Source organism: Streptomyces sp. NPDC002130, from assembly GCF_040296465.1.
Taxonomy (GTDB): domain Bacteria; phylum Actinomycetota; class Actinomycetes; order Streptomycetales; family Streptomycetaceae; genus Streptomyces.
Genome location: NZ_JBEOXI010000073.1, coordinates 19,290 through 32,333, shown reverse-complemented (window position 1 = coordinate 32,333; position 13,044 = coordinate 19,290). Strand labels below are relative to the sequence as shown.

The 13,044-nt window shown below is 71.0% G+C and carries 13 protein-coding genes; 1 reads left to right on the top strand and 12 read right to left on the bottom strand.

Going from position 1 to position 13,044, the window contains the following annotated elements:
• Positions 1-955: RluA family pseudouridine synthase (locus ABT116_RS16580; protein ID WP_351633467.1), on the top strand; the 955-nt coding region annotated here is incomplete at its 5' end.
• Here the strand turns inward: ABT116_RS16580 and ABT116_RS16575 are convergent.
• The 12 genes from ABT116_RS16575 to ABT116_RS16520 form a co-directional block, all read right to left on the bottom strand.
• The gene (locus ABT116_RS16575) at positions 949-2,472 is read right to left on the bottom strand and encodes a cytochrome P450 (protein ID WP_351633463.1); all 1,524 of its coding nucleotides are present in this window, start codon (positions 2,470-2,472) and stop codon (positions 949-951) included. The genes ABT116_RS16580 and ABT116_RS16575 overlap by 7 nt on opposite strands.
• Before the next feature lie 67 nt (positions 2,473-2,539).
• The gene (locus ABT116_RS16570) at positions 2,540-3,160 is read right to left on the bottom strand and encodes a GTP-binding protein (protein ID WP_351633460.1); all 621 of its coding nucleotides are present in this window, start codon (positions 3,158-3,160) and stop codon (positions 2,540-2,542) included.
• On the bottom strand, positions 3,141-3,539 hold the full coding sequence (locus ABT116_RS16565; RefSeq protein ID WP_351633457.1) for a DUF742 domain-containing protein: 399 nt from the start codon (positions 3,537-3,539) through the stop codon (positions 3,141-3,143). Before ABT116_RS16565 ends, ABT116_RS16570 begins: the two co-directional genes overlap by 20 nt.
• Positions 3,536-3,943: a roadblock/LC7 domain-containing protein gene (locus tag ABT116_RS16560; protein ID WP_351633454.1), complete on the bottom strand. Its 408-nt coding sequence runs from the start codon at positions 3,941-3,943 to the stop codon at positions 3,536-3,538. The genes ABT116_RS16565 and ABT116_RS16560 overlap by 4 nt, the downstream gene beginning before the upstream one ends.
• On the bottom strand, positions 3,940-5,583 hold the full coding sequence (locus ABT116_RS16555; protein ID WP_351633451.1) for a sensor histidine kinase: 1,644 nt from the start codon (positions 5,581-5,583) through the stop codon (positions 3,940-3,942). Before ABT116_RS16555 ends, ABT116_RS16560 begins: the two co-directional genes overlap by 4 nt.
• A 373-nt stretch (positions 5,584-5,956) precedes the next feature.
• Entirely contained in the window at positions 5,957-8,806 is a 2,850-nt protein-coding gene (locus ABT116_RS16550) for a DEAD/DEAH box helicase (protein WP_351633448.1), read from the bottom strand.
• A 40-nt stretch (positions 8,807-8,846) separates the two neighbouring features.
• Positions 8,847-9,737: a diacylglycerol kinase gene (locus tag ABT116_RS16545; protein WP_351633445.1), complete on the bottom strand. Its 891-nt coding sequence runs from the start codon at positions 9,735-9,737 to the stop codon at positions 8,847-8,849.
• 31 nt (positions 9,738-9,768) lie between these two features.
• Positions 9,769-10,731 carry a twin-arginine translocase subunit TatC gene (tatC, locus tag ABT116_RS16540; RefSeq protein WP_351633442.1) on the bottom strand — a complete coding sequence of 321 codons (963 nt, stop codon included), beginning with the start codon at positions 10,729-10,731 and terminating at the stop codon, positions 9,769-9,771.
• Positions 10,732-10,778: 47 nt separating this feature from the next.
• Positions 10,779-11,060, bottom strand: coding sequence for a Sec-independent protein translocase subunit TatA (gene tatA, locus ABT116_RS16535; protein WP_033311911.1), 282 nt, complete (start codon positions 11,058-11,060; stop codon positions 10,779-10,781).
• Between the two features lie 260 nt (positions 11,061-11,320).
• Positions 11,321-11,515 carry a hypothetical protein gene (locus ABT116_RS16530; protein ID WP_351633438.1) on the bottom strand — a complete coding sequence of 65 codons (195 nt, stop codon included), beginning with the start codon at positions 11,513-11,515 and terminating at the stop codon, positions 11,321-11,323.
• Between the two features lie 45 nt (positions 11,516-11,560).
• Positions 11,561-11,857: a hypothetical protein gene (locus ABT116_RS16525; protein ID WP_104778660.1), complete on the bottom strand. Its 297-nt coding sequence runs from the start codon at positions 11,855-11,857 to the stop codon at positions 11,561-11,563.
• Between the two features lie 100 nt (positions 11,858-11,957).
• The gene (locus tag ABT116_RS16520; RefSeq protein WP_351633435.1) at positions 11,958-13,031 is read right to left on the bottom strand and encodes a helix-turn-helix transcriptional regulator; all 1,074 of its coding nucleotides are present in this window, start codon (positions 13,029-13,031) and stop codon (positions 11,958-11,960) included.
• Between the last annotated feature and the right edge of the window lie 13 nt (positions 13,032-13,044).

The window sequence follows — 13,044 nt, the reverse complement described above, 5'->3', positions numbered from 1 at the left end:
GGGTGTGGACCCGGTGCGGGTGCGGCTGCCCGGCACCGGGACCTGGGAGACGGTCCGCGAACACCTGGTGGAGCGGCTCTCCGGGGCGGGCGCCGGAGTCGTCGACGGCATGTTCGACGCGGGCCGGATCGTCGGGGCGGACGGACGGCCCGTCACGGCGGACGCCCCCTTCGAGCCCGGGATGTTCGTGTGGTTCCACCGGGACCTGCCCGACGAGGTGCCGGTGCCCTTCCCACTGGAGGTCGTGCACCGGGACGAGCACATCGTCGTCGCCGACAAGCCCCACTTCCTCGCCACCACCCCGCGCGGCGGCCATGTCGCCGAGACCGCGCTGGCCCGGCTCCGCCGCGAGCTGGACCTTCCCACGCTCAGCGCCGCGCACCGGCTGGACCGGCTCACGGCGGGACTCGTGCTGTTCACCGTGCGCCCCGAGGAACGCGGCGCCTACCAGACGCTGTTCCGTGACCGCCGGGTCCGCAAGGAGTACGAGGCCGTCGCCCCCTACGACGCCGGCCTCGCCCTGCCCCGGACGGTTCGCAGCCGGCTCGTGAAGGAGCGCGGAGTGCTCACCGCCCGGGAGGTCCCGGGCGAGCCCAACGCCGTGAGCCGTGTCGAGCTCGCCGAGCATCGCGACCGGCCCGGCGGGCAGGGCGGCCCCGGTCGGCTCGGCCGGTACCGGCTCGCGCCCGCCACCGGGCAGACGCACCAGCTGCGCGTCCACATGACCGCGCTGGGCGTGCCGATCCTCGGCGACCCGCTCTACCCGGAGGTGACCGCCCCCGCAGCGGCCGGCGACTTCCGTCGGCCGTTGCAACTGCTGGCGCGGTCCCTGGAGTTCACCGACCCGGTCACGGGCGAGGTGCACCGGTTCCGCAGCGGCCGGACGCTCACGGCCTGGGCGTCGTACGACCGTTGGGCCGCCGGGTCGTACGACGGCCCGTCAGACGGTCAGTAGCCGCGCCACCAGCTCAGGAACCGCTGCCAGACGCCCCTGCGGCGGGGCGCTTCCGCGACGGCCGGCTGCGCAGGCACGGGCACCGGCTGAGGCTGCGGCTGCACCTGGGCCGGCTGGGGCTGCGCGGCGACCGGCTGCGACTGCGCCGCGGCCGGTGCGGCGGCCGGCGGCTGCGCGATGCCGATCTGCCAGTCCGAGCGCTGCGCGGCGACCGGCTTGTGGTTCGGCACCTCCTGCACGTCCTGCGGCGGCCTGGGCGCGAACTGCACCGGCAGCTCCACCAGGTGCCGGGAGGCGATGGACGCCGTCCAGCGCAGCTCCTCCTGGTCACAGTCGAGTTCGACGTCCGGCAGCCGCATCAGCAGCGCGTCGACGCCGACGTCGGCGATGGAGCGGCCGATGTCCTGCCCGGGGCACTCGTGCGGGCCGCCGCCGAAGGCGAGGTGGGAACGGTTGCCCTGCATGCTGGCCTTCAGGTCCGGCCGCACCCGCGGGTCGACATTGGCCGGCAGCGGCGCGAAGAGCAGCCCGTCGCCCCGGCGGATGCGCTGCCCGCCCAGCTCGGTCTCCTGCTTGGCGAAGTAGGCGAAGACCGTGCTGAACGGCGGCTCGTTCCACAGGGACTGCTCCACCGCCTCCGGCACCGTCATCTGGCCGCCGTTGAGCTGGGCCCGGAAGCGCGGGTCGATCAGCACCGTGAGCAGCACGTTGGACAGCAGGTTGGTGGTGGCCTCGTAGGCGGCGAAGAGCACCAGGCGCAGGTGCTCCCTGACCTCGTCGTCGCTCAGCCGGGCCGGGTGCGTGATCAGGTAGCTGGCGAGATCCTCCTCCGGCCGGGCGCGCCGGGTGGCGGTGAGCCGGCTCAGGGCGTCCATGACGTAGGAGTGGCTGGCGAGCGAGGTGTCGGTGCCCTTGAGGGCGTCGCGGGCGGCCTCGACGAGCCGGTCGCTGTACTCGTCGGGCATGCCGAGGATCTCGCACATCACCGCCATCGGCAGGTGCTCGGTGAACTGGCCGACGAGGTCCGCCTCACCCGCCTCGCAGAACCGGTTGACGATCGTCTGCGTGCTGCGGTTGATGTAGCGGCGCAGGCTGCGGAAGTCGATGGTGGAGATGGCGCCCATGACCGCGCCGCGCAGCCGCTTGTGCTCGTCGCCCTCGGCGTGCGAGGCGATGGGCTGCCAGGCGATGTGCGGCATCAGCGGATGGTCGGGCTTGACGAGGCCCTCCCTGAGCGGGGTCCAGATGCGGCTGTCCCGGCAGAACTGCGAGGGCGAGCGCACCATGTGCAGGTTCTCGCCGTGGCCGAGGACGATCCACATCGGCACGTCGTCGTGGAGCAGCACGGGCGCCACGGGACCGTGCTGGTCCCGCAGTTGCTCGTACAGCGCTCCCAGGTCCTCCGCCTCGTGCAGCCGGTGCAGTCCCCCGGGCCCGAGGCCGTGCGCGGGGCAGCCGGGGGGCGGGCCGGGCGGGAGGTCGTCCGTACTGGTCGGGGCGTGGGATTCAGGCGTCACAGTGATCGCTCCGAAACTGAGGTGGTTCCAGGTGTCTGGGGGGAAGTGTGGGGATGGGTGACACGGGTCAGGCGCGGGAGCCCGTCATGGCGAGCGAGTGCAGGAAGCGCATGAGGGTCATCAGCACGTCACGGCTGGAGGCCCGGCGCCGCGCGTCGCACTCCATGATCGGGATGTCCGGCGTGAGGTCGAGGGCGGTGCGCAGCTCCTCGATGGCGTAACGGGGGGCGTCGGGGAAGGAGTTGACGGCGACCACGAACGGTACGCCGCGCTCCTCCAGGCGTCCCATGACGTCGAAGCTGACTTCCAGCCGCCGGGTGTCGACCAGCACCACCGCGCCGAGCGCGCCCTCGAACAGGCCGTTCCACAGGAACCAGAAGCGCTGCTGGCCGGGCGTGCCGAAGAGGTACAGCACGAGCTGGTCGGTGATGCTGATCCGGCCGAAGTCCATGGCGACGGTGGTGGCCGTCTTGGACGCGGAGCCGAAGTTGTCGTCGACACCGATGCCGGCCTGCGTCATGGTCTCCTCGGTGGTCAGCGGAGTGATCTCGCTGACCGAGCCGACCATGGTCGTCTTGCCGACGCCGAAGCCACCCACGATCACGATCTTGGCCGCGGCCTGTGCCGTGTGGGGCAGCTGGTCCTCGGCCCGGGGGCCCGGGATGGTGTCAGAGCCGTTGAAGTCCATTCATCACCGCTTCGAGGAGGGAACGGTCGGAACGCGCCTTGCGGACGATCGGGGCGCGCGCCTGCACCAGTTCCGCCGTCAGCAGCTCGGTGAGCAGTACGCCCATCGCGCTGAACGGCAGGTGGAGGTAGGCCGACAGCTCGGCCACGGACAGGGGGGCGGCGCAGAGTCGGAGCAGCGCCGCCTGCTCGGGGGAGGCGGAGGGCGGCGGGTCCGTGGCCCGCGCCACGATTAACGTCACCAGGTCGAGCTCGGCCCGTTCACCGTCCGGGCCGGCCACCACGTACATCCGCTCCGGGTTCCCGGGTTTGTCCTCGCCCTCCTGTGGCGTGGGCGGCTCCGGGGCGAGGTCGCGCCTCTGGCGTTGCGGAGGCGTCATACGATCTGCCCGTTCCGCCGGGGCGGACTGGTGAGGTGGCCACCGATCCGGACGACCAGGTCGCGCATCATGGCGCTCATCCGGCCGGGTTCGCACCGCACGTCGGAGAGCACCGCCAGGAAGGCGTTGGCGCCTGCGTCCATCAGGTAGAAGTAGCCCTGGTCGATCTCGATCATGACGAGCTTCATCTCGCCATCGCCCACGCTGAGTTCCTGACACACGCTGCCCGCGAGGGACTGCAGGCCGGCGCAGGCCGCGGCGACCCGGTCGGCCGCGTCCGGCTCGCCGCCGTAGCGGGCGATGCGCAGACCGTCGGCCGAGAGCACCACGATCATCTCGATGCCCGGCACGCCGTCAGCGAGCTGCTTGAGCATCCAGTCGAAGTTGCCTCGCTGCTGGATCACTTGAGGTCCCCCTCGTCGTCGGCCTCGGTGGGGGCCGGGTCGTTGATCAGGTGCAGGTACTTGTGCGGGTTCCGGATGAAGTCGGTGGGGTGGGTGCCGGGTTCGATGCCCTGCTTGAGCCCCTCCCAGAAGGCCTCCAGGCCCTTGCCGGGGGCGTCGGGCGCCGACATGTCGCGCAAGGGCTTGGTCTCGGGCTCTTGCGTGGCCGCCCAGGGGTTGTACTCGCCCCGTTCGGCTGCCTCCCGGTCGGCCTTCTCGTTGGCGGCCTGCTGGGCGAGGCGCTCGGCGAGCGGCATCTTCACCTTGCTGCGGCGCTGCGGCAGGCCGTTCGCGGTCCACTCGGTGACCTCGGGGACGTCGTCGTCCTCCAGGGAGACCGTGGCGGGGATCTTCGGGCTGGTGGGGCGTCGCCTCTTGGGCGCGCGCTTGGGGCCCTCGGGGATGCCCACCGTCATGGGGATGCCGGTGGCGCCGATGCCGTGGGCGAGTCCCACACCGGGCTCGTGGGTGATCATCTCGCTCGGCACGATGAGGATGGCGCGGACGCCGCCGTACGCGGAGGCGCGCAGCGAGACCTGCATGTTGTACGCCGTGCACAGCCGGCCCACGACGGCCAGGCCGAGGCGCGGGTGCTCGCCGATGTCCTGCAGGTCGACGCCCGCCTTGGCGGCCTCCAGCATGCCCTCGATCCGGGCGCGTGCCTCCTCGTTGAGGTTGACGCCGCCGTCCTCGATCTCGATGCAGACGCCGGTCTGCACCTCGGTGGCGGTGACGTGCACCTTGGTCTGCGGCGGCGAGTAACGCGTGGCGTTGTCGAGGAGCTCGGCGGCGGCGTGGATGACCGGCTCGACGTAGATGCCCTTGACGCTGATCTTGGCGATGGAGGACAGCTGGATGCGCCGGTACTCGAGGATGCGGGACATGGCGCCGCGCAGGGTGCTGTACAGGGACACCGGCGCGGGCCACTGCCGTCCGGGGCGGCCGCCGCCGAGGACGGAGACGGAGTCGGCCAGGCGGCCGATCAGGGCGTTGCCGTGGTCGATGCGCAGCAGGTCGTCGAAGACCTCGGGGTTGCGGCCGTGGTCCTCCTCCATCTCCCTCAGTTCTTCGGCCTGCTGGTGGATGATCGCCTGGACGCGGCGGGCGACACTGACGAAGGAGCGCGCGGCGGCGTCGCGCATCGTCACTTCGTAGTCGACGATCTTGAGCACCCTGAGCAGGGTCTCCGCCTGCGGGGCGGGGAGATCACGGAACGCCGGGTTGGCGAGGCCGAGCTTGCGGATCACCTCCCTGGGAGATTCTCCGGTCCGCAGCCGGTCGAGCGCGGCGGGGATGATCTCCCGCGAGAAGCGGACCAGCTCGTTCTCGTGGGCGGCGATCCGCTGTTGCAGATGTGCGCTGTGCCGGGCGTGCTCGGCACGCTGGTTGCGCAGCGCACGGCCGCGGCGCACCGCCTCGGCCGCCGTCGCGAGCACCAGAGCGGTGGCGATGCCGCCGCACCAGCCGACGGCACCCCGGGCCGGCTCCGTCACCAGCGCGACGGCGGCTCCGGTTGCCGCGGCCATGACTATGGCCGGGAGCAACAGCACGCGCGCGTAGGGGAGTTCACGACGACCGGGCGGGGATTGAACACTCACCATGTGGGCCTTCTGACAGGAGTCGACTGAGGTTCGGGGGGACTTGCAGGGGGGTATGTCATGAAGCAGTCGGAATCTTCCACACATTGGGGAACAAGCGCACGAATTCATCTCAAGCCGGTGCGCTGCGGGCGAGCTTAGTCCGACCGGATCATCGCTGTGTCATATTCAGCAACTGCCGGAAACCGGACGCGAAGGGATAGTACGCTCGGTCGTTTACACGCTGCGACATCGTTCGAATGCGCTACGTGACGGCGCACAGGCATACGAAAGTCCCCCACCGTCACGGGTGAGGGACTCTCGGAGAAACGCCCCCTAAGGGGCGCAGGGAACTGCGCGAGCAACCACCGACAACCGGAACCCGCGCATCAAACGATCACCCCACGGACGAGTAGGCGACCACTCCCCGCAGCAACAGATCAACGGCCTTACGGGCGTTCTTCACAACGCTGGAACCCTGTGGAGCCGCCGCCGCGATCTGCCCCAGCACATCGATGACCTGCTTGCACCACCGCACGAAGTCCCCCGCCGGCATCTCCGCCTCACGCAGCACCTCGTCGAGCCCCTTCCCGGAGGCCCACTCGTACGCGGCCCAGGCGAAGCCGAGATCGGGCTCGCGCTGCCCGACCCCCTCGGTCTGTGTGATCCGGAACTCCTCCTCCAGCGCGTCCAGCCGACCCCAGATCCGCACCGTCTCGCCCAGCGCGGCCTTGGCCTTACCGGACGGGACCTTCGGGGCCATCGCGTCATCGGCGACACGCGACTCGTACACCAACGCCGAGACACACGCGGCCAGTTCGGCGGGGCCGAGACCCTCCCAGACGCCCTCGCGCAGGCACTCGCTGGCGAGCAGGTCCAGCTCGCCGTACAGCCGCGCGAGCCGCTTGCCGTGCTCGGTGACCTCGTCGCCGCGCAGGTAGTCCAGCTCGGTCAGCAGTGCCACGATGCGGTCGAACGTCCGGGCGATGGTGTTCGTACGGCCCTCGATCCGCCGCTCCAGCTGCGAGGTGTCGCGCAGCAGCCGGTGGTACCGCTCGGCCCAACGGGCGTGGTCCTCACGGTCGTTGCAGCCGTGACAGGGGTGCGCGCGCAGCGCGGTCCGCAGCCGGGAGATCTCACGGTCGTCGGCCGCCTGAGAGCGCCGCTTGCGGTGCCGCTCGGCCGGAATGTGCCCGGCCTTGGTGCGCAGCGCCGACGCGAGGTCCCGACGGGACTGCGGGGAGCGGGGGTTGAAGGACTTCGGGATCCGCATCCGCTCCAGCGGCTCGACCGGCACCGGGAAGTCCATCGACGCCAGCCGCTTCACCTGCCGCTCGGCGGTCAGCACCAGCGGGCGCGGCCCGTCGTGGTGCTCGAAGCCGCGGTGACCGTTCGAACGGCCCGCCGGCAGGCCCGGGTCCAGCACCAGCGCCAGGCCCGCGTACTTGCCGGTGGGGACGTGGATGACGTCACCGGGCTTCAGCTTCTCCAGGGAGACGGCGGCCTCCGCACGCCGTTGCGCCACGCCCTGCCGGGCGATCTCGTTCTCCCGGTCCTTCAGTTCGCGGCGCAGTCGCGCGTACTCCTCGAAGTCGCCGAGGTGACAGGTCATGGAGGCCTTGTAACCCTCCAGCCCCTCCTCGTTGCGCTGCACCTGCCGGGAGATGCCGACCACCGACTTGTCCGCCTGGAACTGCGCGAACGACGTCTCCAGCAGCTCGCGCGAGCGGTGCCGCCCGAACTGCTCCACCAGGTTGACCGCCATGTTGTACGACGGCTTGAAGCTGGAGCGCAGCGGGTACGTACGCGTGCCGGCCAGGCCCGCGAGGTGCTCGGGGCTCATGCCGCGCTGCCAGAGCACCACGGCGTGGCCCTCGACGTCGATGCCCCGCCGCCCGGCCCGGCCCGTCAGCTGGGTGAACTCCCCCGCGGTGATGTCCGCGTGCTGCTCGCCGTTCCACTTGACGAGCTTCTCCAGCACCACCGAACGGGCGGGCATGTTGATGCCGAGGGCGAGGGTCTCGGTCGCGAACACGGCCTTGACCAGGCCGCGCACGAACAGCTCCTCGACGACCTCCTTGAAGGTCGGCAGCATGCCCGCGTGGTGGGCCGCGATGCCGCGCTCCAGGCCCTCCAGCCACTCGTAGTAGCCGAGGACGTGCAGGTCCTCCGTCGGGATGGACGCCGTGCGCTCCTCGACCAGGGCGCGGACCCGCTCGCGCGCCTCGTCGTCGTTGAGCCTGAGCCCCGCGTACAGGCACTGCTGGACGGCGGCCTCGCAGGCGGCGCGGCTGAAGATGAAGGTGATGGCGGGCAACAGCCCCTCGGCGTCGAGCCGCTCGATGACCTCGGGCCGGCTCGGCGTCCAGATCCGGGACCGCTGACGGCGCTCGCGCTCACGGTCGGCCTCGCGCATGGCCCGGCCGCGCCGGCGGTCCTGGTACGACGGCCGGCTCGCCTCCATCCGCGCCATGCGCGTGAGGTCGGGGTTGACGGCCTTCCTGTGGCCCTCGCCCTCCTCGAACAGGTCGTACATCCGCCGCCCGGCCAGCACGTGCTGGAACAGCGGCACGGGCCGGTGCTCGGAGACGATCACCTCGGTGTCGCCGCGGACCGTGTCCAGCCAGTCGCCGAACTCCTCGGCGTTGGACACGGTCGCCGAGAGCGAGACGAGCGTGACCGACTCGGGGAGGTGAATGATCACTTCTTCCCATACGGCCCCGCGGAACCGGTCGGAGAGGTAGTGCACCTCGTCCATGACCACGTAGCCGAGGCCGAGGAGGGTCTGGGACCCGGCGTACAGCATGTTCCTCAGCACCTCGGTGGTCATCACCACCACCGGCGCTTCGGAGTTGACGCTGTTGTCGCCGGTCAGCAGGCCCACCTTGTCCGTGCCGTAGCGGCGGCACAGGTCGGCGTACTTCTGGTTCGACAGGGCCTTGATGGGTGTCGTGTAGAAGCACTTCTTGCCCTGCTGGAGGGCGAGGTGGACGGCGAACTCGCCGACGATCGTCTTGCCGGAGCCGGTGGGCGCGGCGACGAGCACGCCCTTGCCCGCCTCGAGCGCCTGGCAGGACTCGATCTGGAAGGGGTCGAGGCCGAAGTCGTACATCTCGCGGAAGGAGGCGAGCGCGGTGGCCTGCTCGGCAGCGCGCTTGCGGGCTGCCGCGTACCGCTCGGCCGGGGAGAGGTCCTCTGTCATCGTGCTTTCGAGCGTACCGGGCCGCACTGACAACAGGACGATCATTATCCGGATCCGTTGCTGTGAAACCTCGGATCCGCGCAGCTCAGGGGCCGACGACCCGCACGCCCCCGCGCACGCAGCGCGCGCTCAGCGGCAGCGGGCCGAGCGGCTCCCCGTCGGCGTAGCCGGTGACTTGCTCGGCGGCGATCTCGACCCGCGCCGCCCGCAGCACGGTCACCTTCGGATGCTCGACGTGCGTCCCCCGGTACACCCGCGGGAACACCCGCAGCAGCGTCGTGCGGCTGCAGTCGCCGACCACCGTCACGTCGAACAGCCCGTCGGTCAGGTCGGCACCGGGGCAGATCCGCATGCCGCCGCCGTACGAGGAGCCGTTGCCGACGGCCACGAGAGTCGCCTCGACCTCACGGACCTCGCCGTCGTCGAGCCGGATCCGGTACGGGACGGGCCGGAACTCGGCGAGTTCGGCGATCATCGCCAGGTCGTACTTCAGGCGGCCGGTGGGCCATCGCATGCGGTTGCCGCGGTCGTTGACGCGGGAGTCGAAGCCGGAGGCGAGGACCGTGCCGAACCAGCGGTCGCCGACCTGTCCGAGGTCGATGTCGCGGATCCGGCCGCACTTGAGGGCGTCGGCGATCATGCGGCCCGCGGCGGCGGGCTCCCGGACGGGCAGGCCGAGGGCGCGGGCGAAGTCGTTGCCGGTGCCGACCGCGACCAGGCCGAGCGGGGTGCGGGTGCCCGCGACGGCCCGCAGCGCGAGGTTCGCCATGCCGTCGCCGCCGACGGCGATCAGCGCACCCGTGCCGGTCTCGACGGCCGCATGCGCGCGGACGAGGGCGTCCGCGGCGTCCTCCCCGAGGACGGTCCGGACCGAGAAGCCGGCCGCCCGCAACGCGGAAGCGGCCGGCTGCGCCGCGCGGGCGCCCCGGCCGCGGCCCGCGGTGGGGTTGACGAAGAGGGTGATCTCGCTGGTCACGCGACCGACCCTACGAGCTGGCCGCCGATCTTCAGGTCACGTCGTCATAACCGTTGACCCGGTCCGTGCGCTCCGAGGTCGCCTGTTCGGGCAGCGCCGCGCGGCTGGTCGTCACGGGCTCGATCTCGCCGATGTCGTCGGGGGTGAGATCCAGCTCGGAGGCCTCGTCGTCGGCGGGGCCGAGGGCCTCGCGGCGAGCCTTACGGCGGTCGTTGACCAGGGAGAAGGCGACGGCCGCGAAGTACAGGATCCAGATGGGCGCCGCGAGCGCCAGCATCGTCAGCGGGTCCGTGCTGGGCGTGGCGACGGCCGCGAAGACCGTGATGCCCATGATCATGCCGCGCCACCAGCCGAGCATGCGCTTGCCCGGGAGCACCCCGGTGAGGTTGAGCATGACCAGCAGCAGGGGCAGCTCGAAGGAGAGGCCGAAGACGAGCACCATCCGCATGACCAGGTCGAGCAGGTCGTCCAGCGGCAGGAGGTTGGACGTGCCGCCCGGGGTGAACTCGAGGAGCACCTTGGCCGTGGTGGGGAGCACCGTGTACGCGAAGTAGGCGCCCACGATGAACAGCGGGGCACCGGTGCCGACGAAGGCGTAGGCGTACTTCTTCTCGTGCCGGTGCAGGCCCGGCGCGACGAAGGCCCACAGCTGGTAGAGCCAGATCGGCGAGGCGAAGACGACGCCGGCCATCAGGGACACCTTCAGCGCCAGCGTGAAGGGGGTGAGCAGGCCGTTGATGGTGATCTGCGCACAGGGCTTCGCACCGGGCTGCGACTGGGCCAGTTCCGCGAAGGTCTTGTCACAGCCGACCGAGTCGAGGATCGGCTTGGTGATCAAGTTGATGATGTCGTTGTAGAAGAAGGCGGCGGCGACCGTGACGACGACGATCGCCAGCATCGCCTTGGCGAGCCGGTTGCGGAGCTCGCGAAGGTGCTCCGCGAGGGGCATGCGCCCCTCGGGATCCCTCTCCTGCTTGCGGGCAGACTTCAGCAACCCACGTTCCCATCTCGTGCGGCGGGCCGGAGGTCACCGGCCCTGCGTCAGCGCTTGGTCGTGTCCGTGGGCTCGTTGACCGGGCGCGAGCTGGTCACATCACCGGGCGCTGCCTGGATGGTGCGCTGCGAGGGCTCGTCGTTGTTGGGCGGGCCGGCCGGGGTCGTGGACGACTTGTTCTCGTCCTTCATCGCCTTGGCCTCGCTCTTGAGGATGCGGGCCGACTTGCCGAGCGACCGAGCCATGTCCGGAAGCTTCTTCGCGCCGAACAGCAGGATGATGACGACGAGGATGAGAATGATCTCGGGGGCTCCGAGCCTTCCGAACATAAGTCTTTACCTTCTCACCGAGGCGGCTGTGGTGGGGGTGCTGTCCGACCGGTCGGACACTTGTCCGAACGATCGTGTTGGCAGCGATCGTAACGCTCGGGGGTAAACGTGAGGCAATCCCTCTGCATCCCTTGTGCGCACTCCCGTCCGCGACCAGTGCCTCGTTAACCGGGCCGCGACCAGCAGCGTACCTGTACGAACCGCCGACGTGACAGGGCGAAGTGTCCCGAAACGCAACTCACAGCCGTCCGCCGGACACCTCACAGAGCGTCGACGGAACGGGCCGCGCTCTGCGCCGACCGCTCCAGGTCCTCGGCGGCCCGGCTGATCCGGCGCGCCGAGTCCGTGACCTGCCTGCCCAGGCGTTGTGCCTCCACGAAGACCCGCACGGCGAGCACCCCGAGCACGACGAGACCCACGAAACCCAACGCAACCGCGAACATCGGCCAGAACATGACGTCGAGACTAGACCTTTCCGAACGGCCGGGATCCCCGGCCCACTAGACGGTGGAGTGCAACCGCAGGGTCCGCACACCGCCGCCGGTGAGCAGCTCCACGATCCGCTCCCCCGCGGGCTTGCGGACGGACGCGCCGCACTCCGGGCAGGTGAAGGAGTAGAAGGTGGTGCGGCTCGTGGCGCCGATGGCCAGGCGCAGCGCGCCCGCGGCGAGCTCGCAGTGCTCCCGGCAGTCGGGACAGCCCGCCCGGAACACGACCGGGGTCACGCTTCTCATCCCCGCGAACGCGGACTCCACCGTCATGCCCCCGACACCACCGGACGTCACCGACTCGCTCAAGCCCTCGCTCCTCTTCCTGGGGTCGTACGCCTCCGGGGTGCACGACCGGTGTCGCGGTCCGGCCGTGGCCCGGCCGTGGACCCCGGAGGGCGTCTGTGACTCACTCCGGTCCGTCGCCCGGCCCGTCCGGGACCGTCCGCACCGCGTGCGGTCCGCGCACGTCCTGAGTGACGCCGGCCGTCCGCGCCGCCTCGATCCCGTCGTACGCCGCCAGCGCCTCCCGGGCCGCCTGCCGGGCACTGTCGGCGAGCTCCGGCGGCGAGACGATCCGGCCGTCCCGCCCGAGCCGCAGTGCCAGGCGCCGGAGCGACGCCGGGTCGGGGGTCCGCAGAGTGATACGCAGCCCGCCGTCCGGGAGCTCATCCGCACTGTCGTGCGGGTAGTACTCCGCGACCCAGCGGCCGCCGGGCCCGACCTCGATCACGACCTCCGGGTCCTCGGCCGCCGGCTGCACCAGCGCCTCCGAGAGGTCCCGCAACTCGATCTCGGGCGGCGCCGACGGCTCGTCGAGGATCTTGATCTCGGCGACCCGGTCGAGCCGGAAGGTGCGGCGCGCCTCGGAGCGGCGGCACCAGGCCTCGACATACGTGTGCCCGACGCTGACCAGGCGGATGGGATCGATCTCCCGCTCGGTCACCTCGTCGCGCGCGGGCGAGTAGTAGCGGATCCACAGCCGGCGGCGCTCGGCGATCGCGCGGTCGACGTCCGCGAAGACCCCGCCCTCGGACTCGAAGGTCACCGACAGGCGCGAGCTGGCACCCGCCGCCTCGCCGGCCGCGGTCTCCACCTTGGCCGTCGCCCGCAGCAGCGCCTGCCGGTCGCTCTCACGCAGTCCGGGCAGCGTGGACACCGCCCGGGCGGCGACGAGCAATGCGGTGGCCTCGTCGGCGGCGAGTCTGAGCGGCTCGGCGGCTTCCGCCGCGAGCGCTGCCGGGTTGTGCCACCAGATGCGCTCGCCGTCGGTGTCGATGTCGAGCAGGTCCCCGCCGCGGAAGCTGGTGCCGCACATGGGCAGCACGTCCAGGTCGGAGACCAGCTCGTCCTCGCTGATGCCGAAGGCACGCGCGACGTCCTCGACCCGGGCTCCGGGACGCTCCTTCAGATACGTCACCAGCGAGAGCATCCGCCGGGTCTGGTCGATGGCGTTCACGGGCCTGACCGGTTTGCCTGCCACTGTCTTTCCGCTC

Coding starts and splice junctions, on each gene's coding strand:
- ABT116_RS16565 (WP_351633457.1), bottom strand. CDS start 3,539: ATGACGCCTCCGCAACGCCAGAGGCGCGACCTCGCCCCGGAGCCGCCC.
- ABT116_RS16550 (WP_351633448.1), bottom strand. CDS start 8,806: ATGATCGTCCTGTTGTCAGTGCGGCCCGGTACGCTCGAAAGCACGATG.
- tatA (WP_033311911.1), bottom strand. CDS start 11,060: ATGTTCGGAAGGCTCGGAGCCCCCGAGATCATTCTCATCCTCGTCGTC.
- ABT116_RS16530 (WP_351633438.1), bottom strand. CDS start 11,515: ATGTTCTGGCCGATGTTCGCGGTTGCGTTGGGTTTCGTGGGTCTCGTC.
- ABT116_RS16570 (WP_351633460.1), bottom strand. CDS start 3,160: ATGGACTTCAACGGCTCTGACACCATCCCGGGCCCCCGGGCCGAGGAC.
- ABT116_RS16555 (WP_351633451.1), bottom strand. CDS start 5,583: ATGGTGAGTGTTCAATCCCCGCCCGGTCGTCGTGAACTCCCCTACGCG.